Here is a 25,722-nt window from a genome sequence, read left to right on the forward strand (position 1 = left end):
CCGTTCACGCTCGCCTCGTTAAGGTCTTGTTAACCCTATTCCGCTTGCGCAGAATCGGGATACAAGCGATGGTCACGATAATTTCCGGATTTCGGGAAAATATCGACACTAGGACATCCTGCGACGATGAGCGTGAATCTCCCCGACTCGAAGCCAGAGGCATCCTTTGCTGATACCATTCTTCAGCAGAGCAGCGAGATTTCCCGTCGTCTGGACATGCTGCGGATCGAGAACTTTCCGCCCGATGCGCAAAAGAAGCTCCGGCGCTTCTCGCTCGCTGAAGTCGCAGATTTTGTTGGTGTTTCGCCGAGCTATCTGAAGAAGCTTCACCTTCAAGGGAAAGGCGTCGAACCGCAGGTGACGCCGAGCGGCAGACGCCACTACACTGCCGCGCAGATAGAGGAGTTGCGCACTCTCCTCGACCGCTCCCCGCGTCGGCGGGAGAACGACAAGTTGCAGGTCATCGCCGTCGTCAATTTCAAGGGTGGCAGCGGCAAGACCACGACCGCTGCTCACCTTTCGCAGCATCTCGCGTTGAAAGGTTTCCGGGTTCTGGCGATCGACCTCGACCCTCAAGCGTCGCTCACTGCGCTGTTCGGCATTCAGCCGGAAATCGATGGCAATCTCTCCCTGTATGAATCACTTCGCTATGACGAGAATCGCAAACCGATCTCGGAGGTTATTCGTTCGACCAGTTTTCCGTCCTTGGATATCGCTCCGGCGAATCTCGAGCTGCAGGAATACGAGTACGAGACGCCGATTGCGATGCACGCCCAAGATTCGGTCGCTGGACGAACCTTCTACACTCGTATCGGCGGTGCCCTCTCTGAGGTGGATGATCGATACGATGTCGTGGTGATCGATTGTCCTCCGCAGTTGGGCTACCTGACGCTCACAGCCCTTGCCGCTGCAACGTCGGTACTCATCACCGTTCATCCTCAGATGCTCGATATCATGTCGATGAGCCAGTTCCTGCTTATGCTCGGTGGAATTCTGAAGAGCATAGAAACTGCAAACGTCAACGTCTCCTTGGACTGGTTCCGATACCTGGTCACGCGTTACGAGCCAGGAGACATACCGCAGCAGGAAATGGTTGGGCTGATGCAGTCGATGTTCGCTCGTCAGATGCTCCGAAATCCGATGGTGAAATCAACTGCGATTTCCGACGCGGGATTGACCAAACAAAGCCTCTACGAGGTTGAGCGATCGTCTTTCGTCCCCTCGACCTACGACCGCGCACGGGAATCCTTGGATGCGGTCAACTCCGAGATCATCGGTCTCATCCTCACCGCATGGGGCAGGACGTCATGATCAATGAATTGTCAGCCGTACACGCGGGCGATTTCTGGCGTCTAAACAGCGGCTTAAAGATATGGAGGCCGTAAGATGGCCCGTCGCGATATCTTTCGGAACATCAAGGGTGCGGAGGCCGATTCGCAGCAGGAGCGCGCACCGGCGCCGAGCTACGCTGCACGCGGAGCTTCACGAAACATGCTCGCCTCAATTGGGGAGCTAGCCGAGAAAGCGGCGAAAGCCGACCATTATCTTCAGGGCGCATCCGTTCTCGAGCTTGATACCGCCCTCGTCGATTCATCCTTCGTGTCTGATCGCATGGAAGACGACGACGACGGGTCGTTCCAAGAGCTTGTGAATGCGATCCGTGAGCATGGGCAAGAAACCCCAATTCTCGCACGGCCTCATCCGAAGCAGGAGGGTCGCTACGAGGCCGTCTTTGGACATCGCCGTCTCCGAGCGGCGCGGTTTCTCGGCCGCCCCGTAAAAGCTGTCATCAAGCCAGTCACCGACGTCGACCATGTGATCGCCCAGGGGCAGGAGAACTCTGCCCGCGAGAACCTGTCCTTCATCGAGCGTGCCGTGTTTGCACAGCAGCTTTTGGATCGGAGCTATGAACGCTCGACCATTCAGGCAGCCCTAACGATCGACGCTCCGATGTTGACGAGAATGCTATCGGTGACAAGTCGCGTGCCGGAAGCTCTCATAAGAGCGATCGGTCCATGCAAGGGAATCGGCCGAGATCGTTGGCTCGACTTCGCCCAAACGATCGAGAGGCCATCAAACCGGACGGCGGCGGAGGTGTTCGTGACCTCGCAACCCTTCGTCGAAGCAAAATCAGACGCGCGCTTCGATCTGCTGCTGGCAGAGTTGAAGCGCACCGACCGGCCGCGCCGGGACGGAAGTGTCAAACCGGCAAAGACCAAATGGCAACCGGAGGACAAAACCCTGTCCGCCGAGTTGACGGATTCCGGCAAGATGTTCGCGGTTTCCTTCAAATCGAAGGATGCCAGTCGCTTTGGCCGGTATCTCGCCGCGAACCTCGACCGGCTCTACGGCGAATTCAAGCAGCGTGAGAACGAGGAAAGATAGACGGAAATGTAGCGCGCAAAAGAAAAAGGCCCCCGAAACAGTGTCCCGGAAGCCCTTCTCATGAGTGGTATCTAGAGAATCGCATTTCCGAGAATCACCGTCAAGAGCTGATGAGGCTCAGCGCCGTTTCGGCGAGCAGATTTCTTTTGCCTGAACACAGGTGAAGGACAATGGAAACGCATATCTCAACGACGCCCTTTGGGCGGCGATCGATGACACTTGGCATGATTTCAAGCCAGGTCACGGCCATGGCCATGCCGGCGGGCGTATCCGTCCATAAATGGTATGTCTTCCAGAACATCAAGGAAGCCCGGATGGCTCTGGGCGCAACCGATCGCGCTCTGGCGATCCTGGATGCATTGCTGTCGTTCCATCCGGATACAGCGCTCTATGGCGATAGCGGGCTGATTGTCTGGCCATCCAATGAGCAGCTGATCCGACGGGCTAACGGTATGTCGCCGGCGACGCTGCGCCGGCATCTGGCCAATCTGGTTGATTGCGGCCTTGTCATCCGTCGTGACAGTCCCAACGGCAAGCGCTTCGCCCGCAAGGGTCAGGGCGGTGAGGTCGAGCAGGCCTATGGCTTCGACCTTTCGCCGATTGTGGCGCGGGCTGAAGAGTTCAAGGATCTTGCCGAGGCGGTTCGCGCCGAAGCCAAGGCCTATCGCGTGGTTAGGGAGCGGTTAACCATATGCCGCCGCGACATCGTCAAGATGATCGAGACGGGCATCGAGGAAGGCGTGCCTGCGAACTGGGGCAGGGTGCAGCAGAGCTACCAGTCCATCGTTAGCCAGATTCCCCGCACGGCGCCCAGGAAGGTCGTCGAGGCGATAGCGGCCGACCTCGATGATTTGTGGGCGGAGGTGCGAGACGCATTGGAATCATTCGTAAAAACAACGAATCTGACTGCCAATGAGTCTCAAATTGAGCGTCACATACAGAATTCAAAACCAGACTCTAAATTTGAATCTGAAAACGGCTTTCGAGAAAAGAATGAAGCGAGCGGCAACGCCGCGGAAACCGACAACGTACGAAGCCTGCCGAAGCGTGAACTGCCTTTGAGCATGGTGATGGATGCCTGCCCGAACGTGGCATGGCTGCTGAAAGGCGGTGGCGAAATCCGGCACTGGCGCGATTTCCTGGCGGCGGCCGAAGTTGCCCGGCCGACATTGGGGATCAGCCCCAGCGCCTGGGAGGAAGCGCGCATTGCCATGGGCGAAACCCAGGCGGCGATCACCATTGCCGCGATTTACCAGCGGGTCGATCAAATTAACAGCGCCGGAGGCTACCTGCGTAATCTGACGGACAAGGCAAAAGCCGGGAAATTCTCGGTCTGGCCGATGGTCATGGCGCTGCTGCGTGTGAAGCTCGATGCCTCGAAAGCTGTCGGGGGCGGGGCAGGGGAGGGCGTTGTTGAGCTCGAAACGGCTGCGAAAGTGGTTCGGACGGAACAGCGCCTGGAAATCAGCGATGCGCTGCGGCGCAGCCTCGACAAGCCAGGACGTGGATCCTGACGATCCGAGCAGAGATAGCGATTGCAGCGCTTGTTGGGAGGTGCGCCTTAGCCGATCAGGCGGCCCTTTTTTGGTCTCATGCCGGACCCGTTCGATGCTGGGTCCAAGTTGACATGTCGACGGGATCGACATGTCCGGTAATCGTGTCGATGAAATCATGATATCGCGACACGTCCCCCGCGAGCGTCATGGGCGCTCGCCTGCGAGCAGTTCGCCGAGTTTGTGCAGAGGGAGCGCCTGAATATCGTTGCCGAGCGGAAATGCTTCGTTTCCCGGATAGACAACGATGCGTCGATCCGGCGCAATATCCAGGCATGCATGGTGGAAGCCCCGCTCTAGCTTGGGCGAAAGGCTCCTCTTGATCTCAATCGCCCATCGGCGACCACCGGGCAGGGTAACGACGAGGTCTATTTCGGCGCCCGCCGCCGTGCGATAGAAATTCGTCCGCGCCCCTTGGGGTATGACTGCATGAACCGTTTCGACGACGAAACCTTCCCAACTCGCTCCCGCGACCGGATGCCCCAAGACATCATCAAGCGTCGTGAGACCCAGCAAAGCGTGAAGCAGGCCGGTGTCACGGACATAAACGCGCGGCGATTTCACCAGGCGCTTGCCGGCGTTGCTGTGCCAGGGTTCCAGCCGGCGCACCAGCAGAAGATCAACCATGAGATCGAGATAGGATGCGACCGTCTTGCCATCCACACCGAGCGCGCGAGCAAAGTCGGCGGCATTGAGCAGGCCAGATTGATGATGAGCGAGCATCGTCCAGAAGCGACGCAACGTCTCGGCCGGGATCCTGGGACCCAGTAGCGGGATGTCACGCTCGAGGTAGGTTCGGATGAAGTCGAGGCGCCAACGTTGGCTCACGGCGTCGTTTGCCGCCAAGAGGCTTTCCGGAAACCCTCCTCGAACCCATAGCTTGTCGAGTTCTCCGGCTTCTACCTCAAGACCGTCGATCGGCGCGAGCTCCAGATAGGCGATCCGGCCGGCGAGGCTCTCGCCCGACTGTTTCAACAAGTCCATGGAAGCTGATTCGAGCAGCAAAAAGCGACCGTTGCGCAGTCCTTTGCGGCGCCCGCGGTCGATCAAGCCGCGAAGGTTCTGGAACAGGTCGGGGACACGATGGACCTCATCCAGGATAATGAGTTTGTCCTCATGCCCGGCAAGGTAAAGCTCTGGCTCTGCGAGCTTGGCCCGATCCGCGTCGGATTCGAGATCTAGATAGAGGGAGGGTCGTTGCTCTCCGATTTCTAGGGCAAGCGTCGTCTTTCCTACCTGACGCGGCCCCAACAGGGCAACGGCGGGATTGCTATCCAGGAGGTCGATGAGCTTGGGCGCTTCACGGCGGGAAATCATCCTTGCAATTATGGAGCCATTGTCCGCGATTACAAGGATAACGTTTCGCACTTAGTTTCCGTTTAAACCCAACGCCTCTTAGGCACTCCGGGCGCGCTTCGGTCGGTTCAAATCATCCATGGATCGAAAAGCTCGATGCCAAAATCCTCGAAATCCTTGGTGTTGCGCGTCGCCAAGGTGAGGTCTTGCGAGATCGCTGTTGCCGCGATCAGGCCGTCCATTGACGACATCCCACGTCCGCGGCGCTTCGCCAGCCCCATCAGGTCGCCCCAGGCCATGGCAACCGGTTCGTCCACCGGCAAAACCCTGTGCTCGAAGCGCATCGGCAAGTCCCGAGCCAGCCAGTCGGCGAGGGCTTCTCGTTTCCGTCCCTCCTCCATAAGGGCCACGCCGCGCCGGATTTCAGCGATCGAAACGACGCTGATGAAGGAGCGATCTTCATCGAGACTATCCAGCCATTCCAGCACTCGCACTTCAGGAGCCGGCTTCGTCACTTCTGACAGGACATTGGTGTCGAGCAGAAGCCTCACAGTGGCAGATCACGCGGATCGTCGCGGAGCCGCTCGATGACCAAATCGGTGCCGCGCAACGGCGATTCCAGCAGGAATTCCGCAAGCGTGCCCTTGCGGGCGATCTTGCGCTGCCATTCCTCGGCCGAGACGACAACGACGCTCGGTTTGCCGTTGCGGGTGATCGTCTGTGGCGAAGTTTGTGCGCGCTCGATCACTTCCGAGAGACGGGCCTTTGCCCCAGCGACGGTCCATTTGGCATCCTGGTTAGGCGAAGATAGCATTGCTGGCCTCCGTGACCATCTTGACTATCGTGACTATATGGGATTGGCCAAAGGGCCGCAACAGGGCAGGGGAGGGGGCTATTCCGGCGCGCTAAACACCCGAGGCCTTGGTGAGATTGACCCGGAAGCGGTCGCGGCGGCGCTGGTATTTGTGTGTCATCTCGGCCGAGGCATGGCCAAGCTGCTTTTGCACATAGCGCTCGTCGACCTCGACTGAGGACGCAAGACCGGCACGCAGCGAATGGCCGACAAACAGGTATCGAAAAACGAGCAAGCGATCATGATTGCGAAAGCGAAAGTTTAGCGAACCGACAGCTCCACGCTACCCCAGCAACAGGTCGAGATCAGCCTCGGAGATGGCGAGGGTTGGCTGACCGTCGTGGTCGAACAGGCTGGCGGCAAGTGCGCGTTTTTTGTCTTTCAGCACGTCCATCTTCTCCTCGATCGTGTCGGCGGCTACCAGTCGGTAGACGAAGACTGGCTTGTCCTGGCCGATGCGGTGGGCGCGGTCGATGGCTTGCTCTTCAACCGCCGGATTCCACCACGGATCGTAGAGGATCACCGTGTCGGCCGCCGTCAGATTCAGCCCGACGCCGCCGGCCTTGAGGCTGATGAGGAACACCGGCAGCGCTCCCTCCTGGAACGACCTTACCTGGGCTCCGCGATCGACCGTGTCGCCTGTCAGCAACGCATAGGCGATGCCTGCCTCGTCGAGCAGCGGCCGGATCAGGTCCAACATGGACGTGAACTGCGAAAACACGATTACTTTGCGACCCTCATCGACGAGCTCGCCGACCAGTTCCATCAGCCGGTCTAGCTTTGCAGATCCGGTCTTAGCCGCGGCGCCGGTTTTCGTTGAGGCAAGTTTCAGCAGGCGTGGGTCGCAGCAGGTCTGGCGCAACTTCAGCAGAGCATCCAGAATGACGATATGGCTGCGGGCAAGTCCTTTTTCGGCAATAGCGGACTGAACTTTTTCATGCATCGCCAGCCGGATAGATTCATAGATCGTACGCTGGCCCGCAGAAAATTCCACCTTCTCGGTGATTACGGTTTTGGGTGGCAGATCGCTGGCCACCTCTTCCTTGGTGCGACGCAGCAGGAATGGCTTGATGCGCCCCGCCAGCAGCCGCGAGCGCGACGTATCGCCCTTTTTCTCGATCGGCGTGCGCCATTGCCGGGTGAAGCTCTTCAAATCGCCGAGAAAGCCCGGCGCGATGAAGTGGAAGAGCGACCACACTTCGCCCAGATGGTTTTCCAGCGGGGTGCCCGTCAGGCAGAAACGATACGGCGATTTGAGGCCGTGAACCAGTTTCGTCGTCGCCGCGTTTGCGTTCTTGATCACCTGCGCCTCGTCGAGGAAGATCATGCCCCAGATGCGGCCTGAAAGAACCGCATGGTCGCGCGCCAGCAGCGGATAGGTGGTCAGCACAAGATCGACGCTGTCGAGGCTGTCGAAATGTTGCTTGCGATCCGCCCCCTGCAGCACGAGGATGGAGAGTTCGGACGCGAACCTTTGGGTCTCCGTCGCCCAGTTGTGCATCAGGCTCGTCGGGGCGACGACCAAAACCGGACCGGACAAGCGCCCGGCCGCTTTCTCGATGGCTATCAATCCCAGCGCCTGCACCGTTTTGCCAAGACCCATGTCGTCGGCGAGAATGCCGCCAAGCCCTGCGTCCTTCAAAAAAGCCAACCATGCCAGCCCGCGCGCCTGATAGGGACGCAAAGTCGCGCCGAACCAGGGCGGCAGATCGACGTTGGGAATGCCGCCGTGATTGCGCAAGGTCCGCCCCAAGGCGCGCACGCCCTCGCCACCCTGCCAGAGGACCCCGGCTCCAGCCGCCGTCTCCAGATCGGCAAGGCTTGCGGCATCCAGCGATGAGAGGCGCACACGCCCGTCTGGCGCGGGACCGCCGGTCAGATTAAAGAGATCGAACAGCGTGCGGACCATGGGCAGGATGCGCCCGACGGGAACCGCCAGCACCTCGCCACTCACGAGTGGCAGGAACAGCGGCTCATCCTCGTCCAGCAGTTCCAGCGTCGCCGGCTCTACCATCAACATGAGGTGAACCAGCGGACCTATCAGATCCAGCCGCTCACCACCCACCATCACGCCAAGGTCAAATTCGAACCAGTCAAGCCCCGAACTTTCGCTCAGGCGTGCCTCGAACGCACCGTCGCCGCGCCGTAATCGATAGGGAAAATCCGCAGCGATCTCGATCCGCCAGCCCTGCCGCTCAAGGTCGGGAATGTCATGATAGAGCGCCTCGTACCAGCCGCTTTCTCCCTCGTCGGGCAGGAAATTTCTCTGGTTGGCGGCCGGAACGCTGTCCCGCACTTTTGGCGCGGGCATGAAACCGGCGGCCCGCAATTGCTTTAGCGATGCCTTTTCAAGGTTTGCGTTACGATGGACCTCGACGGGCGTCATGTTGTCCATGCGCAAGGCGACAGCGGGCTCCTCGCCGGCATCCACCTCCCAAGGGCCGTAGCTGAACGCGACGGTTGCTATGCCGGCAACTTCTGTCTGCCCGTAGCTGTACACGCCTGGGCGATAGGGAACAGGCATGCGAACCGCCGCCAGTTTCAGGACGGGCTGGAACGGACCCCTGACGATGCGGGCTTCCGTGAGTTGCGGCGGCGCAGTGGTCGCCAATGTCGCCCCGGATGCACGAAGTTGCGCGCCGACCAGCGCCACCTGCGCCGCCGGAATGTCAGGCCCATCCAGCATTTCGTAAACCACCGTGGGTGCGAGCACCGTCACGATGCGACCGACGATGCCGGCCGCAGCATCGACATAGACCGGCGGCATGGCGTTGAGGCACACAAGGCTCGCGGCGTGTGACATGTCGTCAAGCTGCAGGATCGTCCGCAGCGTTCCGCCAGTTCCCGGCGCCCACGCTACATGGCCGGAGATCGCCGCTCCCGGCGATAGCGCAATGCCGTCGATCGTCATCCAGCGGGCGCGGCCGGTGGCCAGGATCTCGTCGAGTATCTCCGCGCCGCGTTCGGTCGCCAGCGCATAGTCGCGATCCTGCATTGCGGAGCGGGGGATGCTGGTGATCGTTTGCAGGATTTTCCCGTCGGCCACACGCAGGAATTTCGCCCCGGATCGGCTGATCCAGTTGTCCAGGCTATAGGCGCTGGATGTTGTGGACATCGTGCCATCCTTGAGCACCCTTCCAGATCGGATCGACAGCCGCAGGCGTGGCATGGTCGTTCGACTCTGTTCCGGAGACAGAATGTAGATCAGCCGTTGGGGAAGGTCGTCAGTGTTGGGTTGGCTCTTTTCTTCCGCCTGGCGCAGGCGGCGGAGCCAATCGACGACGGCAGCCGACAGCGCCGGTTGCGTGTATGCCGCTATGCCGCGTATTGGCTGCGGTGTTGGCCCGGCGCGTGGCGCGAGTTTGTTCACCACCGCCAGTCCATGCAGCGCGCCGGCGGCGACATGCTTGCAATTGTAGCCGACCGGGCAGGAACAATCCCCCTCTATCGCCACCTGTCCCTTGCGGCTTGTGTATATGGAAATGCTCTGGCGGTAAGGCTTGCGGTTGGAGCCCTGCACTTGCGCGGCAATGCGTCCGTCGCTGGCCCATTCAAAGGCTACAACGCGGCCGTGCCGCTGATATGTTCTACCGGCGGCAAATGCGTTGGCACCAACTTCGCGTGCAATGTCAGTCTCGGAATATTCCGCCCTTGTTTCCATATCGTCCAGTGTTACTTGCGCTGTTGTATTGGGATCATAATGCATTATCCGACTGGAAATGGGACTTCAGTGGTTCTGCCAGGCCAGCTAAAGCCCGGATGCTTTAGTGAGGTTGACGCGGAACCGGTCGCGGCGGCGCTGGTATTTGCGGGTCATCTCGGCGGAGGCATGGCCTAGCTGCTTTTGCACATAGCGTTCATCGACCTCGGCTGAGGACGCAAGACCGGCACGCAGCGAATGCCCGGCAAACAGTTTTGCGCGTTCGCCTTCGCTCAGATCACCACGCACGCCGGCGGCGAGTGCGGCTCGCTTGACCAGTCGCGCGACCTCTTGGTCGTTGAGCCGGTCGCCGCCGACCGATTTGCCTTGACCTGAGACGCGTCGAAACAGGGGGCCATGGGCGATCCGTCCGAGCTTTAGCCAGGTCTGCAGCGCAACAACTGGGCAAGTGGCATCGGACGAGCCACGCCCGATCTCGACCTCCCGCCAGCCGGTCTTGCCGCGCAGAGTTACAAGAATACCTTTTTCGAGAACCTCGATCCAGCCGAGACCGTCTTCGGTATGATCTCTACCAACGTCGAGACCGACGATTTCGGAGCGGCGTAGCCCCCCGGCGAAACCGAGAAGCAACATGGCGCGGTCGCGCAGGCCACGCAGCGTCCCACGATCCAGCGTCTCCAGCATGGCGATCAGATCTTCCGGCAGGATCGCTTCCTTCTGCCGGGGAGGGGAGGCGTGGCGGTTGCGGATGCCGGCCATGACGGTGGCGATATGGCGATCCTTGCGATCGAGCGGCTGGCCACGCTGGGTATAATTCCATGAGAGTGACGAAAGGCGGCGCTCGATCGTTGCCACCGAGTTCGGTTTTTTGTCCCTTGTGCCCGCACCTACGGTGCTGCCCGCGGCACTTCCGGACGCGCAGGCGGTGATGTAGAGGCCGACAGTCTGCGGGTCGGGGGGCAGCACCTCCAGGGTCTGGCGCCGCGCCCAGGCGCAAAAATGCTTCCAGTCGGCGGCATAGGCGCGCCGCGTGTTGGCAGAACTCGCCGCCTCAGCGTAATCTCGAGCGCGATCAGCGAGTGTTTCAAGATGCGTCGGCAATCGACTTTTGTAATCAGACTGCTTCGCAGGCGGGGGAGGGGAGGAGGCATCGGCCGGGCGTTCCTCCGGCGCGCGGCCCATTTCCATGACGACATCGATGATATCGGGAAGGTCGTCGTTGCCTGAAGTTGTCGATGATTCTTGAGCGTAGCCAGCCTTGCTCATGCCGCCTCGATATCGGTTTGGGAGAAGTCCTTTCCGATAAAAAGGAGCGGTTCGTCGGCACGCTTTGCCAGCGCATAGGAAAAGCAATCGGCAAAGTTCAGTGCAGCCGGATGCCGGCCCTTGCCGTAAGTTAACCAGGCCTGGGTCGCCAGATCGACCACTTCGGAGTCAATGGGGATGATGTCGGCCTCGATCTTGCGGAGCCACAGTGTCGGAAAGCTGGGGTTTTTGAGATCGCCATTCATTTAATTTCAATGGGTTAGCCATGTCGTAAATATGAGACCGAGTCAGGGTAAATGAGACTGGACGCGGCACTGAGTCGGAATTCCTGAGACCAACTTGCAGCCAAACGACGAGGCTGTCCATGGCAGATCAGATCGAGAACGAACAGCGTTGGTGGGAGGCGCGCCAGCGCGCCGAGATTCTCGCCAAGCTTCCTGATCGGCCGGGCGAGGCGCAGGTTCAGAGCGTGATCGGCGAGCTTGAGATCAGTCGTGCAACCTTGTTTCGCTGGCTGAAGCGATTCCGGCAGGACGACCGCACCAGCACTTTGCTGCCGCGTCGGCGCGGCCCGAATGCGGGCATGCAGCCTCTGGGTTCGGCGGTGCTTGTAATCGTCGAGGGACATTTCGAGAAGCTCTACGCAACGCGTCGCAAGCCGACACTGAGCCGTTTTCAGCGGGAGGTGGCGGCGGATTGTCGTGCTGCGGGGCTGCAACCACCCTCGATCCGTCGTCTTGGACGGTGGCTCGAGGCAAAGGATCAAGCCGATCTGATGCGGCGGCGCGAAGGCGCTGGCAAATCCGAGCCGGTGTTTCTGGCGACGCCGGGGGGACTGGAAGCACCTGCTCCTCTGGACATCGTGCAGGTCGACCATACCAAGGTCGACGTCACGGTGGTCGATCCGGTGACGCGGTTGCCGATCGGTCGACCGACGCTGACCTTGGCGATTGATGTCAACACCCGGATGGCTATGGGTTTTTATCTGTCGCTGGAAGGGCCGTCGCTGACGGCCGTGGCATTGTGCTTGACCCATTGCGTGATCGACAAGACGGCATGGCTGGCGGCGCGGGGTATTGCTGTGGATTGGCCGTCGCATGGAATTCCCAGGATTATTCATGTCGATAACGGCGCGGAGTTCCACGCGCGGGCCTTCGAGCGCGCCTGCGCCGAACACCGTATCGATCTCGTCTACCGTCCTCCCGGCACGCCTCGCTTCGGCGGGCACATCGAAAGGCTGATCGGAACGATGATGGGGGCGGTGCATCTCATCCCCGGCTCGCACTTCTCGAACATCCGCGACCGCGGCGACCTCGATCCGGAAGCAGAAGCCGTGATGACGCTCAGGGAGTTGGAGACCTATCTCGCGCTCGAGATCGTTGGCGCCTATCACGCTCGCATCCACAAGGCGCTGGATCTACCGCCTGTGGCCGCCTGGAATGCGCGCATTGCCGATGTCTCGGTGCGCAAACCATCAGATCCGCAACGGTTCCTGATCGATTTCCTACCCTACGAAGAGCGGACCCTTCAGCGCGACGGGCTGCATCTGTTCCATATCCGCTATTGGTCGGACGAACTGCGCTGGCTGATGGGGCGGGACCGGCAAAGGCTGACCATCAAATACGACCCGCGTGACCTGTCTTGCGTGTTTGTCGCGACAGGGGAGGGGTATCTGGAGGTGCGCCCCGCCGACCGCACCCGACCGTCGATTGCCATGTGGGAGCAACGCGCGGCGCGACGTGCGCTGCGGGCGGAGGGGCGCAAGGCGCTTGATGAGGAACTCATCTTTTCGACGATTCTCGCCCAGCGCGCCTTGGTCGACGAGGCAACGCGCGCGACGAGAGCCATGCGGCGGGAGAGTGCGCGGCGCGAGCACCTTGGCGGCGGCAAAATGATCGATCTGACGCCGGAAACGGCATCTGCCGAAGACGACAAGCCCTTGCAGCTACCCTATTTCGCGGTGGAGGAATGGGATGACTGACGAGTTCGAGCACCTCTTTCCCGCCAGCCGGACGATCGCGGCGCTGAGTGCCGAAGAACGCATCCGCAGGATCCGCGCCGATCGATGGATCAACTATCCCCGCGCCGAGCAGGCCTTGGCAAAGCTGGAGGCTCTGTTAGCCTTTCCGCAACGCGCACGCATGCCCAACTTGCTCATCGTCGGTGCCAGTGGCATGGGCAAGACCATGATCGTCGAGAAGTTCGCTCGTGATCACCCCTCGCATTTCGACAAAGCGACGGGACGCATGCACATGCCGGTGATTGTCGTGCAGATGGTTGCAGGTCCGGACGAAGCGCGCTTTTACAAGCGATTGCTGGCGGCAATCGGCGCCCCTGAGCCACCGCGGGCAACGCTGTCGGTGCTGGAAAGCCTGACTTTGCGCCTGCTCTCGGAAATCCGCCCGGGCCTTCTGGTGATCGACGAGGTACATAGCCTTCAGGCCGGCACGGTGCGAGAGCAGACCCGCTTCCTCAACCTGCTGCGATTTCTCGGCAACGAACTCAGGATCCCGCTCGTCTGCGTCGGCACGCAGCAGGCGCGCAACGCACTGCGCACCGACGATCAGCTGGTGCGCCGCTTCGAGGCTGTTGCCTTGCCACCCTGGCAGAACGACGAGGATTTCGGCGGTCTTATCGGCAGTCTGCAGCGGACCTTGCCGCTGCGTCGGCCGAGCGAGATCGGCGATCGCATGCTGAAGCGCCTTGTCGAAGTCACGGGCGGCATCTCCGCGCATGTGTTTTCGCTGATGGGCATGCTCGCCATCGCGGCGATCGAGAGCGGTGAGGAGAGGATTCTGGCTACCGACGTTGCCGACACACGCAACGTGCTGGCTCTCCTGGGCGAGCCGGTATGAATATCGTGGCGAGGTCGACGCTGTTGCCGGTCGTGCCGAGGGCTGAGCCCGATGAGCGACTGTCCTGCTGGCTGGGCCGTCTGGCGCAATTCTACGGGATGCCGATCAAGGCCTTTCTGGAATGCTCCGGCCTGAGTTGTTGTGACGTCGCCGACCTCGAATGGCGGCTCGGGGCAGGGGAGGGGGCTTTGCTTGCCGCCCGTACTGGCATGACTGTCGAAGCGACACGGGCGATGACCTTCGAGGAGATAGCGCCGCATGCACGCCTGACGGTGACCCGCGGCAGCCGTTATGTGTGCCCGCTTTGTCCGGGCGGAATTCAACGCAAGAGCACGGCTCTTCCATGGAACTTTTGGTGCCCGGAACATGGAGTCCGCTTGGCCGCAAGGGGCGGGAGAAATCTGGAAGGGTTGTCGCAGACGCAGTTGACCGTGCTCGATCTCAATGCGCGCGCCGGCGCCATGCGCTTGGCGAACTGGGCGCGGGGAAAAGATGAGGGACTTCCTTCCGTTCCTCAATTGCTGGATTTCCTGACGACACGGCATCGCAGATCCTCGCCGCCATCGCTCACCGAGCAGCCCCGCATGTCGCTGCTGGCGCGCAGGGAGAACCATGATTTCCTCACGCATCCGATCGCCAGGCAGGCGCTGCTGGTTGTCGTGCCGGAATACGATCGCGTCGCGCCCGTTCTCGCCAAGCCGGTCCGCTCCGGCCTGCTCGCGCTGGCGCAGGGCTCCCTATTGCAGAACTACGCCCTCGCCGTCGGTGTAGGGCGGCTGTCCGCGGATCCGGTCGGCCACGTCGCCTCTGTGCTGCTGGCCAGCGACGAGGAAGGCGAGGAGAGGCTCAGGGAAACATTGCGCGCGTGGCCGCTCACGTTGCGCAGACGCATCTATGCACGTCTTCAGCGCCTTCGCGTCGCCCGCAGCGGCGCTTCATCAGGTGCAGAAGGCGTCAAATCCGGCCAGAAGCACGGGCAGTCTCAAAAATTCCGATTCAGCCAGTCTCACAATTATGCGCGAGGAATCTCATAATTGTGCTCCAGATTTCCGTCTGCATGCCGAATCTCACGAATTTCGCTCATCCGACACTCGCGCTGTGGGACGATCCATCGCCCTTCAGAGCGTCACTTTCGGGGTTCTGATCGATGTTTTGCGCCATTCATACTATAGAGAACAAAACAAACGATAATGCAACATTATCGTTCATTATTGATGCGCGACAGGCGCGGCGGTTTCTGCGCATTGTGATTGCGAAAAGCGCCGCGATGATTCATGATGTCTTTCATGATTCCGCTTCCCAAATCCTCACCGCGCCACCACACCCCGCTTGCCGAGGCCCTTTCGAGCGCACCAAAGGCAACTGTCCCGGCTTGGCTGCGCCGCGCCGTCCCGGATGCGCAAAAGCTTGCGCGACAAGAAGTTGAGGAAGTCGCGCTCACCGCAGGCGCCGCCATCGGCGCCCTCGATGCAGTGGTCCGCCGGCAGGAGCGGTGGGCGGGTGCGTGGCGGCAACGGCTGGCGCTCAGCGCAGCTGCGGTGACCACGCGGCAGGCCGGGCGCGTCGAGGATGAAAGCGCGCTACGCGACGCCGTGCTGCTCACCCGTCCGGGCGATTTTTCGTCCGTCGGTCCCGCTGGTTCGATGCTGCTGGCCTGGCGTCGGCTGGCGGCCCGGCCCGCTGAGGAGCTGCTGACGAAGAAAACCCTCGCCGCAGTGTTGGAAGAGTTCGGTTACGCCGGCAACAACGAAAGGGTCAGCGATTTGGCGGACGAGCTTCGGCAACTCTCCGCCAGCGCTGGTACGGTGGGCGTGCTGACCGGCGCGTTCATGGCCGCGGAACGACACGGCTTCGGCCGTGGCGTCGGGGTCTGGCTCGCGGACGCTCTGTTGGCACAGCGTCTGTCCTGGCCGCATGCGGTGCCGTTACTGGGCACAGACGCGGCTGTGGGCCTGGGGGCTGCCCGATCGCGAGGTGCGAGTACCATTGTTGCGGCAGTCGGGATCGAGGCCGGACCTGACCGAGCGAAAGGTCTGCTCGCCGCGCAAGCCCGGGCCGCGCTCCGCGCCATCGACCTGTCGGCCGAGCTCGGACGTCGCGCGGCAAAACTGCTCGCCGTCGCGCCGAAACTTAGGGCCAAGGGAGCGGATGCTGTCGTCGAAAGACTCCTCTCCGACGATGCGATCGTTGCTTCGGAAAAGATCGCCGGCATGAGCGACCGTGGGCTGCGCCGCCTGTTCGACCGGTTGGTCGAACTCGGCGCCGTGCGCGAACTGTCGGGCCGCACCACTTTCCGCATTTACGGGCTTTAAGAAATGGCTGAAGCAGCGCGCAAGAGGCGAGGCCGGTCAGATGGCCATCGATCAGGCGAGGGCCGGTCAAATGACCATTTGTTTGATCGGGAATTGGATCATCTGCCGACGGAAGCCCGCTGGCGCGAATGGATGCATCGCGTCGAGGCGACCATTTTTGCTGCCAGCGAGCCCGTGGGTCGTGAGACGTTGGCGCGCGTCGTCGGCACGAGCTGCAGCATCGACCTGTTGATCGACGACATTCGCGAGGAACTGCGCGGGCGGCCCTATGACCTGGTTGCCGTCGCCGGCGGCTGGAAACACCTGACCCGGCCGGCCTATGCCGACGCCATCCGTGCCGCGGTTGGAGGCAGTGAGAACGCCGCCGACCTGACACAATCGGAGGTTTTGGTGTTGATGTGCGTGGCGTATTTCCAGCCCATCACCCGTGGAGAACTGTCGTCGTTCTTCGGCAAGGAGATTTCCCGCGACCTGATCGGCCAGCTGCGCGGTGCGAAGCTGATCGCCTCCGGTCCGCGCAGCCCGACGCCGGGCGCGCCGTATACCTACGTCACGACAAAAGAATTCCTGCTGGCGTTCGGGCTCGACACGCTGCGCGACCTGCCGGATTTTGAGGCACTCGAGGATGCTGGACTACTGTCGAAGGAGAAGCTGTTGGCAGGAGATATTTCGACCGGGCTGAGCGGCGGAGAGAGCGACGGCGAAGAATAAGCAGAGCACGAAATCGTTGAAGACTGGGTATCTTGAGCGACTCTTTGCCGAGTTGCGCCCGCAGTGACAGGCGGCAATTGACGACCAGGACGACTGATCGCGCGGCAGCCGGTGATCCACGATAGCCGTTGACGAGGAATTAATGGCGCATACGATGGAAGCCATTCGGCAGGGTGTGCAGCACAAAACGCCGGATGAACTCGTGGGCGTCAAACATACAACCCTCGACTTGCAGCGTTGGCGATAATCCCCGCAGCGTAACTCGACCTTGCGGTCGGCCATAATGATCAGGCGAGAATTGGCGATGGCGACGCGGTGGGCGTAGCGACCGGGATAGGCCAGCACCTGCTTTGGTCCGCCGAATGGCGGCTTGGCGTCCGAGAGCCAGGAATAGTCCTGGTCGGGCATGAGAGGCACATCCCTCATCTCTCTCTCCGGGATACGAAGATAAAAGCTCTCGCGCCCTTGTGAGATCTGCAGCGATCGCAGTGGGACGACAATGCTGTCCTTACCCACTGTGAAAAACCCACCCGAAGCGACAACGACATAATCCTCGCGATCCTTGGTGCCTATAACGACATTGCGGACCTCCCCAATGATCTTGTCATCGGAACTTCGGACCTCGGCCCCCAGTATCTCGTCGGCCCGTAATCCTGGGCCGAGCTCGTCAATGTCGATGAGAGGTTTTGCGTCTGCATCCTCGCGCCGGCCGATCACTGCTCCGCCTCGCTCAAGCATCGGCTCTCGCGCTGCAAGCTGCTGATCTGCTTCGTCTTCGTCGTTGTCTCCCAAGTTTCCCATTGACGGCGACGCAATGAGGTCGCGAATACTGGCCAGAACTCGCTCGCAATCATCATGGCGGGCGTAGGACCAAAGGATGAAAGCGGAGTCGCGGAGGGCTCGGAGGTCGCGAACCATCTGGCGGTTGGCGCCATCCCGAAGCTCAGGCTTCTGTAGAATCGCCTCCTCCAGTTTCGCGTCTGAGATGTTGCATTCTGCACGGGCAGGGAGAGCTGAAATAATCAGAACGCTTGCCGCGAGAACAATCCTTGCCTGTCGGTTCACCTTCGCTCCTTTGTGTGAGAGCCTGCGGGAGTGCCAGATTGCGCAAGTTGGACGCCCGACCTTGCGCGAAGCTTGCCCGAATTTCGCATAAATCAGCAAGCCCCATCAGACCAGGCCGCTTACCTGGTCAAAAAACCGGCCCGCCGCAGCGGTTCTCGGGCCTGATTGGTAGTATTCGATCTGCTACAATTCGAAGCCGAGATCGGCCATTTCCTCGACGCCATGCAACGGCTGTTGCGCCCGACTGATCGAAGACCGTGCCGGTCGAGCGAAGGCGGGCTTCCTTCGACGTTCCATGCGTTTCCGCTTGTTTCCCAGTCAAGGATGGCGATAGGACCGTCATCCTATTGAGGAACGCCGACATAATTCTCGCCCTTCAAGAGTTTGGCCAGATGAACGGCATTCGAGACGGCCATTTCTATCATGCCAGCCACCTTCTTCGGCGCGGACGGCAAGTCGACGTAATCGATATTTCCCATCGCCTCGCCAACCCAGTAGACGCCACAGTTGGCGGGGATCGTAAAGCCAACATCGTTCAGCGATTGGAAGCACGCAGCGTGGCAGGCGTGCGCGCCATCTTCGTTGCCCACGATGGCGACAATTGCCACCTTCCCAGCAGCAGGCATGCGACCGAGGTCATCTGTTTCGGACAGAAACGCATCCATTCGCTCGAGCACACGCTTGGCGACGCTCGATGGCTGTCCCATCCAGATCGGCAGGCCCAGAAGCAGGATATCTGCTGCCAGGATTTGCGCGCGCAACTTTGGCCAATCGTCGCCGTTGCCTTCATCTGACAATACGCCCGGTTTTACGTTATGGTCGGCAACGCGAACCGGACCCCCGGAAATAACGTCATACGGCTTCAGCGCCGCAATCAGATCGCTCAGGATTTTGTCAGTCGATGATTTCTCATTGGCATGAGACGGCTTGAGCGAACAATTGAGCGCGAATGCAGTCAGCGACATCGGGAAACTCCGCATCGTGAGATAATGAAGATAGATTTGACCCGCCATAGCAAAGGCGGCACTCGCAACACCTGGACTTGTGGCGCAACGCATCCCACAACGAATCCGTTGCACCGGCACCGCAGAGAACTCTCAAGGCGACATCAGTTTTTGTTCGTCCCCCGCACATTTTGTCGTCGAATGACCCCGCAGAACCTTGGACAGGGCTGAGCGGCGGACCGCGCCGCGCGAGCAACGCTACGCGTGCCATTGTCCGACCTTACGAAATCGACTTCCGCATAATGATCGGGGACGAACTGAAATGGATTCTCAGACTGCACTGGGTGATGACGCCGCATGGTCCGGTGGATTATGGTCGGTATCTTCATCGATGTAACCGGTCGCAAGCAGGCGGAGGGCCGTGCGAGATGAGCCATCGCGTCAAGAACCCGTTGAGCATTGCCTCCGGCCTTACCCAAGAAGCGCTCTGGGCGCCGGCTCGAATGATTTGTGACTTTCCATCGCGCCGAACCAGCCGCCAAAGTCGCCCGCGACGCAACGGAACGACCGAAGGCTGAACGCCGGCTTGTCCGTTGCGGTACACGCTCACGTGTGTAACAGTCACTCAGCAGGCCGCTGGGCATTGTCTCGTGGCTGCGTTGCTTTGGGGAACTCTCGATGAGGGCCAGCAGATTGTAGGGGTGCGGCGTCCATGACTGGAGAATCTCTCCGCGAAGGCAATCGCCCGAGGCGCAAGCCCAAGGCGAAAACGGATGACGCGCGAGAGGCAGCGGGCCGCGTGGCCGAAACCGCGGCAATTCCGGTTGTCGGCATCGGCGCGTCGGCCGGCGGCATCGAGGCGCTGGGCTTTTTCTTCGACGCCATGCCGACAGACTGCGGTTGCGCCTTCGTGGTCGTGCTGCATCTCGATCCCAAACGCGAAAGCGAGTTGGCGCGCGTCCTGGGCGCCCGCACGGCCATGCCGGTCGTTCAGGTCAAGGACGGCATGCGGCTTGCGCCCGACCACGTCTACGTGATCGCGCCCGATTCCGACCTGACGGTTCGCGAAGGCGCGCTGCACATGGCCAAGCCGGTCGCGCCGCGCGGCCACGGTCACCCCGTCGATGTTCTGTTCTCCTCGCTCGCTAAGGACCAGCGTGAACGGGCGATCGCCATCGTGCTGTCCGGTACGGGAAGCAATGGCACCGAGGGGCTGAAGGAGATCCGGGCTGAGGGTGGCATGAGCCTCGTGCAGGCGCCCGAGACCGCCAAATTCGACGGCATGCCGAGGAGCGCGATTTCGGCGGGCATGGCAGATCACATCCTCGCGCCGGAAAAGATGCCGGAGATCCTGCTGGCCTACATCCGCCACGATTACATTTCGGCGCCCGTCGATGCCGAGATCGCCTCGTCGGGTGGCCAGGCGACGCTCGATCATGTTCTGGATCTGTTGCGCGCGCGCGGCGGACACGATTTTCGTGGCTACAAGCATGCGACGCTCGGGCGGCGCGTTCACCGGCGTCTTGGCCTGAGAAACATCGAAACGCTCGACGAATATATCGACGAATTGCGCGCCAGTCCGGATGAAGCCGCCACGCTGATCAGGGACCTTATGATAAGCGTCTCGGGATTTTTCCGTGACGCCGACGCATGGAAGACGCTTGCCGAACTGGTGATTGCGCCGATGGTGGCCGAGCGCGAGACAGGCGCCTCGATCCGCGTGTGGGCGCCGGCCTGCTCAACGGGCGAGGAAGCCTATTCCGTCGCCATGCTGGTCACCGAACTCGCCGAGGCGGCCGAAAAGCGGTTCGAATTAAAGGTATTCGCGACCGACGCCCAGGAAGGTAATCTGCGCAAGGCGCGCGATGGCATTTATCCAGCCGCCGCCGTGGCGGGCTTTCCATCGACCCGTCTCAAGCGCTTTTTCGAAAAGCTCGACGGGTCCTTCCAAGTCAGCAAGGAGCTTCGCGAAATGGTTGTGTTCGCGCCGCAGAACCTGCTGCGCGATCCACCGTTCTCACGACTCGACCTGGTTTCATGCCGTAATGTGCTCATCTATCTCGAAGCTGACGCGCAGCAACGGATCGTCGCGCTCTGTCATTTCGCGCTGCTCCCTGGCGGGCATCTCTTTCTCGGCAATGCCGAGACGATCGGACGGCACGAAGACCTGTTCGAGACGGTGTCGAAGAAATGGCGGATATACCGAAGGCTCGGGCCGACCCGGCACGACCTCGTCGACTATCCGCCGCCGCGCGGCCCCGCTGAACCCCGAACGAGAGAGAAACCGTCGCTGTCTCCCGAGGCGATCGCACCGGCCGCCGAACTGGCGCGGCGCGCGCTCCTTGACCGCTACGCTCCGGCCTCCGTGCTGATCGACCAGAAGGGCCGCGTTCTCTATTTCCACGGCACAACCAGGGACTATCTGGAACACCCGGCGGGCGAGCCTACCAGGGATCTGCTGACCATGGCGCGCGACGGGCTGGCCGCCAGACTGCGCGCCGCGATCCGCGAAGCGTCGAAAGAAAACCGAAGCGTGACCGTCAACGCCCGGATCAGGGAGACGGGCCGATCCGTCGACATGACGGTTGCGCCGCTGCCCGCATCGTCGCAAGGCGGCGGCTTTATTCTCGTCAGCTTCGCGCCGGCCTTGGCGCAGTCCGATCCCGCCCCGGCCGCTGTTCGCGACGACGCTGGAGAGGGGTCGTCCTCCGAACGCGCCCTTGTCGACGAATTGAAGGCGACCCGCGCCGAACTGCAGAACACCATTGAGTATCAGGAAACCACCAACGAGGAGTTGAAGGCCTCGAACGAGGAAGCCACCTCCATGAACGAGGAGCTTCAATCCACCAATGAGGAACTGGAGACCTCGAAGGAGGAACTGCAATCGTTCAACGAGGAACTGAACACCGTCAACAGTCAGCTTCAGCACAAGATCGGAGAGCTTGAAAGCACCACCAACCACCTCGACAATCTGCTGGCCGGATCGGAGACGGCGACCCTGTTTCTGGATACCGGTTTCCGCATTACATGGTTCGCCCCGGCGATGAAGGCTTTGTTCGATTTCGTCCCGTCCGACATCGGTCGGCCGATCGCCCATTTCGCGCGCAAATTCGCCGACGAGAATCTGATGCGGGACGCCGAGACGGTGCTGAAAAAGCTTACCGCCATCGAGGCCGAAGTGCCCACCGATGCGGGCCGCTGGTATGTGCGCCGCGTGCTTCCCTATCGCACGCAGGACAACCGCATCGCAGGCGTCGTCGTCACGTTTAGCGACATCACTGACCGAAAGCGCGCCGCCGATGCGATCAACGATGCTCGTGTCTACTCCGAAACCATAGTGCGGACGGTTCAGCATCCCCTGATCGTTCTGGACAAGAATTTGCGTGTCCAAACCGCCAACAAGGCTTTCCGCGAACTATTCGCTGTTTTCGACGAAGAACCCAAAGGGCATATTATCTTTGAACTTGGAACTGGCGAGTGGAATAACCCGCCTCTGCGGCCCCTTCTGGATAGAGTTATTTCGGAGAACGCGGAAATACACAATTTCGGAATCGAGCAGGATTTCCATCTGACCGGACGACGATCGATGCTGCTCACTGCGAGCAAGTTGCCACAAGAAGGAGGCCGTGACGCCCTGATCCTGCTTGCCATCGAGGACATCACCGAGCGCAAGCGTTTCGAGGAGCATCGGAATGTCCTGGTCGGCGAACTCAATCATCGCATCAAGAATGTCATGGCGACGGTGCAGGCGATCGCGTCGCAGACGCTGGGCAGCGCTGCTTCGCTAGACGAAGCCCGCGCCGCTTTCGGGTCCCGGCTTGTCGCGCTGGGCAAGGCGCACGACTTGCTGACCCGCGAAAACTGGGCAGGCGCGGATCTGGTCGATGTCGTCTCGGACACATTGGAGCCGCTTGCCGGGGGATCGAACCGCTTCCGGATCGACGGTCCCAGCCTGCGGCTCGCGCCAGGCCCGGCGCTCTCCATTGCCATGGCCATCCATGAATTAGCCACGAACGCCGCGAAATACGGCGCGCTCTCGACCGGCAATGGCCAAGTCGATATCGCCTGGCGCCTCGACGGTCAGGACGAGGATCGGCGGCTATCCTTGCTCTGGACTGAGCGCGGCGGCCCGACTGTCACGGCGCCGACGCGCAAGGGTTTCGGCACCCGCCTGCTCCAGCGGGTGCTGGCTACGGAACTGGGCGGCAAGGTGAGCGTTGCCTACGAGACTTCGGGCGTCGTTTGCACCATCGATGCGCCGATGCCCGACGGGCAGGAAAGGACGAAACAGGTTGACCGACCAGACACCGAAGCGGGTGCTGATCGTTGAGGATGAAGTCCTGCTCGCGATGTATCTGGAAGATTTGCTGACCGGACTCGGGCATGAAGTGGTCGGTCAAGCCACGCGTATCGACGCAGCCATTAAGCTTGCTCGTGAAAGCGACATCGACTTTGCAATTCTGGATATCAATGTCGCCGGCACGAAGTCCTTTCCAGTAGCCGACATACTGCGGCAGCGCAGCATTCCGTTTGCGTTTGCAAGCGGATACGGGGCCGAGGGTTTTCCCGACGGATATCGCGACGAACCGGCATTGCGTAAACCATACGCACAAGAAGATCTGCAACGAACCATCGCGCGGGTTTTCGCGGATCGCCCGCCGGTATAACGCTGTATCTGGCTGAATTTCGAAAGGGGAAGCGGTCGCCGGCCTATTCCGCGAGTGGGGCCGAACCATTGGATGCCGAAGCGACGCGTCCTATGCTCTCCGGCGTCAGCCAGTCCTGCTCTACGAGGTCGCGGAGCTTATAGGCACGATCCAGCGCCTGCCTGCTGGCCGCGAGCCAGTCGGCGGAGGGGGCGTGTTCCGCCAACTGGGTGTGATCGGCCATCTGAAGGCAAAATTCTGCTCGCTCGTTGAGGAACCGCACCGCGGCGCGCATGACTTTTTCCATTTCCTCAAACTGCGCCCCGGCCATGACCTCGGCGGTATAGCTATGCCCGATGTGACAGCCGAATTTGATGATCGATCCGACCTCGAATTTTTTCAGCGCGCCGCCACATTCGGGGCAGGTGACCGTCAAGGGCCGTGCGAATGTTCTGGCCTCGGTCAATTCGGGACTTTGCCCGGAAGCCGGTTGAAAAGAGGATATTGGCATGGCTCGATCCTTTCCGTCCTTTCCGTTGACCAGTTCTATCAGCAATTTCGGCATTTCCGCGAGCGGCGGGCAGTAATCGAGCGCGACGTGCGCGGCCGCGCTTTTCGGCATGTCCGGATATGCGGCGTCGTCGGGAGCTTGGGCAATCGCGATGCCGCCGCGCCGCTTGATTTCAAGCAGGCCGAGCGTGCCGTCGTTCAGATTGCCAGTCAGGATCACGCCCACCGCGTCGGCGCCATAGTGTTCGGCTACGCTGCGGAACAGCGGGTCGATGGCCGGCCGCGCGCAGTTTTCCTTGGGACCACGCAACAGGCGCAGCCGCCCGTCGGCGACGATCATATGGCGATCCGGCGGAGCCACATAGATGCGGCCAGGATGGATTGTTTCGCCATCTTCGGTATGATTTGCGAGAAGCGGTCCGGCGGCGTTCAAAAGTTTCGGCAATTCGCTTCGATGGGCGCCGATATGCAGCACCACCAGAACAGGGGCGGGAAACGTATCCGGCAGCGCCGCGGCGAGAAAGCGCAACGCACCTACTCCGCCTGCGGATGCGCCGATGACGATGATTGAGGAAGATGCCATGAGAGCCTTCGGGGCTGGCCGGATCGGAATCAAAGGTCAACGCATTCGACCTGGAAAAGTTCGAGAGGACAGCGCACGGCCGCATAGAGCAAGAGCGCTATGAGAATTAGCCCAAGGCTGCCACCCCCGCTACCCAGGCAACGATCATCTTCGATTTCGTCTTTCTTTGGGCCAAACGCGGCTCCATCCGATGGCGCACGGCGACAGTAGTGACGGTGCCGTCGCGGGAGTGGTTGGAATTGAAGTTGGCGTAGTCTCCGGGGTGTTCGACCTCGAATCATCCGGCGTTGAAGCGCCGGACAAGAGACCACGCCATGAAGAACGATATCAGGAAGTCCTGTTCAGCAAAGTCGGGAGCTAAAACGCCCCCCTATCTTTTTGACGACTGGTTCGACCCGATCGAAGCAGGCCTGCGCGAGCGGGTGCGCGGCTTCATCGAGACGTTGCTCGAGACAGAGTTGGACGAGGTGCTTGCCCGTCCCCGTTATGGCCGACGGCCGACCGAAGCCGAACAGGGATGACAGCGCCGGCATTGCAGGTTACCGCCACGGCAGCCGGACGCGCCGGCTGACGGGGTCACTCGGCATGACCGAGATTGCGGTGCCGCGGGCGCGCCTTGAGGCTGGCGATGGCAAGACGGTGGAATGGAAGAGCAAGGTCCTGCGCGCCTATCAACGCGCACGATAACAGTCGGCAAATCTAAGCATTTTGGTTGCGGCTCATGCCGAGTGATGGCTCGCTTCACGAGCTTTTGGCCCATTAGGCCAATCTCATGACCTCCCACCCAACCCCCATTTGGGGGCCGCTGGCACGCTGGCCGCGGCTTTATCGTCAAATGAGCAGCTTCTATTCCTCACAGATAAGCTGACGGTGACAAACCGCTAATTTTGCGCGCCGACCCAGCAGTTCACCACCACGACCTCGATGGGACGGCTGACCCTCAATGTCCTCCTGTCGTTTGCCCAGTTCGAACGCGAGGTCACGACAGAGCGCATTCGCGACAAGATTGCTGCATCGAAGCGCAAACGTATCTGGATGGGCGGCACCGTATTGCTCGGCTACCAGTGTTCCCCGGCTATGCG

The 25,722-nt window shown here is 60.9% G+C and carries 18 protein-coding genes and 6 pseudogenes; 13 read left to right on the top strand and 11 right to left on the bottom strand.

All coding sequences use genetic code 11. The features are described from left to right. Nucleotides 1–126 precede the first annotated feature (126 nt). The 3 genes from repA (at nucleotide 127) to repC (ending at nucleotide 3,899) form a co-directional block, all read left to right on the top strand. Nucleotides 127–1,311: a plasmid partitioning protein RepA gene (repA, locus tag GA830_RS19475; RefSeq protein WP_374939344.1), complete on the top strand. Its 1,185-nt coding sequence runs from the start codon at nucleotides 127–129 to the stop codon at nucleotides 1,309–1,311. Nucleotides 1,312–1,386: 75 nt separating this feature from the next. Next, on the top strand, nucleotides 1,387–2,385 hold the full coding sequence (repB, locus tag GA830_RS19480; RefSeq protein ID WP_195165137.1) for a plasmid partitioning protein RepB: 999 nt from the start codon (nucleotides 1,387–1,389) through the stop codon (nucleotides 2,383–2,385). A gap of 170 nt (nucleotides 2,386–2,555) precedes the next feature. Further along, complete coding sequence (gene repC / locus GA830_RS19485; RefSeq protein ID WP_195165260.1) at nucleotides 2,556–3,899, top strand: plasmid replication protein RepC; 1,344 nt, start codon at nucleotides 2,556–2,558, stop codon at nucleotides 3,897–3,899. A 186-nt stretch (nucleotides 3,900–4,085) separates the two neighbouring features. Here the strand turns inward: repC and GA830_RS19490 are convergent, their stop codons facing one another. The 7 genes and pseudogenes from GA830_RS19490 to GA830_RS19520 all read right to left on the bottom strand — a co-directional run. Further along, nucleotides 4,086–5,255: an ATP-binding protein gene (locus GA830_RS19490; RefSeq protein WP_195165261.1), complete on the bottom strand. Its 1,170-nt coding sequence runs from the start codon at nucleotides 5,253–5,255 to the stop codon at nucleotides 4,086–4,088. A 107-nt stretch (nucleotides 5,256–5,362) separates the two neighbouring features. Then, the gene (locus GA830_RS19495) at nucleotides 5,363–5,785 is read right to left on the bottom strand and encodes a type II toxin-antitoxin system VapC family toxin (protein ID WP_195165262.1); all 423 of its coding nucleotides are present in this window, start codon (nucleotides 5,783–5,785) and stop codon (nucleotides 5,363–5,365) included. Beyond that, the gene (locus GA830_RS19500; RefSeq protein WP_195165263.1) at nucleotides 5,782–6,048 is read right to left on the bottom strand and encodes a type II toxin-antitoxin system Phd/YefM family antitoxin; all 267 of its coding nucleotides are present in this window, start codon (nucleotides 6,046–6,048) and stop codon (nucleotides 5,782–5,784) included. The genes GA830_RS19495 and GA830_RS19500 overlap by 4 nt, the downstream gene beginning before the upstream one ends. 91 nt (nucleotides 6,049–6,139) lie before the next feature. Next, nucleotides 6,140–6,304 (bottom strand): annotated as a pseudogene (locus GA830_RS19505) (integrase); the annotation flags it as partial. A 66-nt stretch (nucleotides 6,305–6,370) separates the two neighbouring features. Then, nucleotides 6,371–9,793, bottom strand: a complete 3,423-nt coding sequence (locus GA830_RS19510; RefSeq protein WP_258045745.1) for a DEAD/DEAH box helicase — start codon at nucleotides 9,791–9,793, stop codon at nucleotides 6,371–6,373. Nucleotides 9,794–9,835: 42 nt separating this feature from the next. Then, complete coding sequence (locus GA830_RS19515) at nucleotides 9,836–11,014, bottom strand: site-specific integrase (RefSeq protein ID WP_195165264.1); 1,179 nt, start codon at nucleotides 11,012–11,014, stop codon at nucleotides 9,836–9,838. Beyond that, nucleotides 11,011–11,223, bottom strand: a pseudogene (locus tag GA830_RS19520) (PIN domain-containing protein); the annotation flags it as partial. The pseudogene GA830_RS19520 and the gene GA830_RS19515, both read right to left, overlap by 4 nt. A gap of 155 nt (nucleotides 11,224–11,378) precedes the next feature. Here GA830_RS19520 and GA830_RS19525 point away from each other — a divergent pair. The 5 genes from GA830_RS19525 (at nucleotide 11,379) to scpB (ending at nucleotide 16,892) form a co-directional block, all read left to right on the top strand. Beyond that, a complete protein-coding gene (locus GA830_RS19525) occupies nucleotides 11,379–12,995 on the top strand; it encodes a Mu transposase C-terminal domain-containing protein (protein ID WP_195165265.1) in 1,617 nt (538 codons plus the stop codon). Then, the gene (locus GA830_RS19530) at nucleotides 12,988–13,869 is read left to right on the top strand and encodes a TniB family NTP-binding protein (protein ID WP_195165266.1); all 882 of its coding nucleotides are present in this window, start codon (nucleotides 12,988–12,990) and stop codon (nucleotides 13,867–13,869) included. The genes GA830_RS19525 and GA830_RS19530 overlap by 8 nt, the downstream gene beginning before the upstream one ends. After that, entirely contained in the window at nucleotides 13,866–14,903 is a 1,038-nt protein-coding gene (locus tag GA830_RS19535; RefSeq protein ID WP_195165267.1) for a TniQ family protein, read from the top strand. Before GA830_RS19530 ends, GA830_RS19535 begins: the two co-directional genes overlap by 4 nt. Before the next feature lie 252 nt (nucleotides 14,904–15,155). Then, nucleotides 15,156–16,181 (top strand): DUF1403 family protein, encoded by a 1,026-nt coding sequence (locus GA830_RS19540; protein ID WP_195165268.1) that lies wholly within the window; start codon nucleotides 15,156–15,158, stop codon nucleotides 16,179–16,181. 3 nt (nucleotides 16,182–16,184) lie between these two features. After that, nucleotides 16,185–16,892 (top strand): SMC-Scp complex subunit ScpB, encoded by a 708-nt coding sequence (scpB, locus tag GA830_RS19545; RefSeq protein ID WP_195165269.1) that lies wholly within the window; start codon nucleotides 16,185–16,187, stop codon nucleotides 16,890–16,892. A gap of 142 nt (nucleotides 16,893–17,034) precedes the next feature. On the opposite strand, the pseudogene GA830_RS20580 reads toward scpB, so the two are convergent. From GA830_RS20580 to GA830_RS19555, 3 genes and pseudogenes are all read right to left on the bottom strand, one after another. Further along, nucleotides 17,035–17,279, bottom strand: a pseudogene (locus GA830_RS20580) (transposase); the annotation flags it as partial. A gap of 57 nt (nucleotides 17,280–17,336) precedes the next feature. Next, nucleotides 17,337–17,810, bottom strand: a pseudogene (locus GA830_RS20245) (PRC-barrel domain-containing protein); the annotation flags it as partial. A gap of 491 nt (nucleotides 17,811–18,301) precedes the next feature. Beyond that, on the bottom strand, nucleotides 18,302–18,922 hold the full coding sequence (locus tag GA830_RS19555) for a flavodoxin family protein (RefSeq protein ID WP_195165145.1): 621 nt from the start codon (nucleotides 18,920–18,922) through the stop codon (nucleotides 18,302–18,304). Nucleotides 18,923–19,273: 351 nt separating this feature from the next. On the opposite strand from GA830_RS19555, the pseudogene GA830_RS20530 reads away from it, so the two are divergent. From GA830_RS20530 to GA830_RS19565, 3 genes and pseudogenes are all read left to right on the top strand, one after another. Then, nucleotides 19,274–19,377, top strand: a pseudogene (locus GA830_RS20530) (histidine kinase); the annotation flags it as partial. Nucleotides 19,378–19,613: 236 nt separating this feature from the next. Next, nucleotides 19,614–23,231: a chemotaxis protein CheB gene (locus GA830_RS19560; protein ID WP_195165271.1), complete on the top strand. Its 3,618-nt coding sequence runs from the start codon at nucleotides 19,614–19,616 to the stop codon at nucleotides 23,229–23,231. Continuing rightward, nucleotides 23,194–23,568 carry a response regulator gene (locus GA830_RS19565; RefSeq protein ID WP_258045746.1) on the top strand — a complete coding sequence of 125 codons (375 nt, stop codon included), beginning with the start codon at nucleotides 23,194–23,196 and terminating at the stop codon, nucleotides 23,566–23,568. The genes GA830_RS19560 and GA830_RS19565 overlap by 38 nt, the downstream gene beginning before the upstream one ends. Nucleotides 23,569–23,611: 43 nt before the next feature. Here the strand turns inward: GA830_RS19565 and GA830_RS19570 are convergent, their stop codons facing one another. Further along, nucleotides 23,612–24,640 carry a chemotaxis protein CheB gene (locus GA830_RS19570; RefSeq protein ID WP_195165273.1) on the bottom strand — a complete coding sequence of 343 codons (1,029 nt, stop codon included), beginning with the start codon at nucleotides 24,638–24,640 and terminating at the stop codon, nucleotides 23,612–23,614. A 314-nt stretch (nucleotides 24,641–24,954) separates the two neighbouring features. Here GA830_RS19570 and GA830_RS20535 point away from each other — a divergent pair, with 314 nt between their 5' ends. Next, nucleotides 24,955–25,161, top strand: coding sequence for a hypothetical protein (locus GA830_RS20535; protein WP_195165274.1), 207 nt, complete (start codon nucleotides 24,955–24,957; stop codon nucleotides 25,159–25,161). Nucleotides 25,162–25,525: 364 nt separating this feature from the next. After that, nucleotides 25,526–25,705 (top strand): annotated as a pseudogene (locus tag GA830_RS19580) (recombinase family protein); the annotation flags it as partial. Between the last annotated feature and the right edge of the window lie 17 nt (nucleotides 25,706–25,722).

The sequence above is a fragment of the Mesorhizobium sp. NBSH29 genome, assembly GCF_015500055.1.
GTDB lineage: Bacteria > Pseudomonadota > Alphaproteobacteria > Rhizobiales > Rhizobiaceae > Neomesorhizobium.

What these genes read in the sequence shown, in the direction of transcription:
- repA (WP_374939344.1), top strand. Translation starts at nt 127, where the DNA reads ATGAGCGTGAATCTCCCCGACTCGAAGCCAGAGGCATCCTTTGCTGAT.
- repB (WP_195165137.1), top strand. Translation starts at nt 1,387, where the DNA reads ATGGCCCGTCGCGATATCTTTCGGAACATCAAGGGTGCGGAGGCCGAT.
- repC (WP_195165260.1), top strand. Translation starts at nt 2,556, where the DNA reads ATGGAAACGCATATCTCAACGACGCCCTTTGGGCGGCGATCGATGACA.
- GA830_RS19490 (WP_195165261.1), bottom strand. Translation starts at nt 5,255, where the DNA reads ATGATTTCCCGCCGTGAAGCGCCCAAGCTCATCGACCTCCTGGATAGC.
- GA830_RS19500 (WP_195165263.1), bottom strand. Translation starts at nt 6,048, where the DNA reads ATGCTATCTTCGCCTAACCAGGATGCCAAATGGACCGTCGCTGGGGCA.
- GA830_RS19510 (WP_258045745.1), bottom strand. Translation starts at nt 9,793, where the DNA reads ATGCATTATGATCCCAATACAACAGCGCAAGTAACACTGGACGATATG.
- GA830_RS19515 (WP_195165264.1), bottom strand. Translation starts at nt 11,014, where the DNA reads ATGAGCAAGGCTGGCTACGCTCAAGAATCATCGACAACTTCAGGCAAC.
- GA830_RS19525 (WP_195165265.1), top strand. Translation starts at nt 11,379, where the DNA reads ATGGCAGATCAGATCGAGAACGAACAGCGTTGGTGGGAGGCGCGCCAG.
- GA830_RS19530 (WP_195165266.1), top strand. Translation starts at nt 12,988, where the DNA reads ATGACTGACGAGTTCGAGCACCTCTTTCCCGCCAGCCGGACGATCGCG.
- GA830_RS19535 (WP_195165267.1), top strand. Translation starts at nt 13,866, where the DNA reads ATGAATATCGTGGCGAGGTCGACGCTGTTGCCGGTCGTGCCGAGGGCT.
- GA830_RS19540 (WP_195165268.1), top strand. Translation starts at nt 15,156, where the DNA reads ATGATTCCGCTTCCCAAATCCTCACCGCGCCACCACACCCCGCTTGCC.
- scpB (WP_195165269.1), top strand. Translation starts at nt 16,185, where the DNA reads ATGGCTGAAGCAGCGCGCAAGAGGCGAGGCCGGTCAGATGGCCATCGA.
- GA830_RS19555 (WP_195165145.1), bottom strand. Translation starts at nt 18,922, where the DNA reads ATGTCGCTGACTGCATTCGCGCTCAATTGTTCGCTCAAGCCGTCTCAT.
- GA830_RS19560 (WP_195165271.1), top strand. Translation starts at nt 19,614, where the DNA reads ATGACTGGAGAATCTCTCCGCGAAGGCAATCGCCCGAGGCGCAAGCCC.
- GA830_RS19570 (WP_195165273.1), bottom strand. Translation starts at nt 24,640, where the DNA reads ATGGCATCTTCCTCAATCATCGTCATCGGCGCATCCGCAGGCGGAGTA.
- GA830_RS20535 (WP_195165274.1), top strand. Translation starts at nt 24,955, where the DNA reads ATGAAGAACGATATCAGGAAGTCCTGTTCAGCAAAGTCGGGAGCTAAA.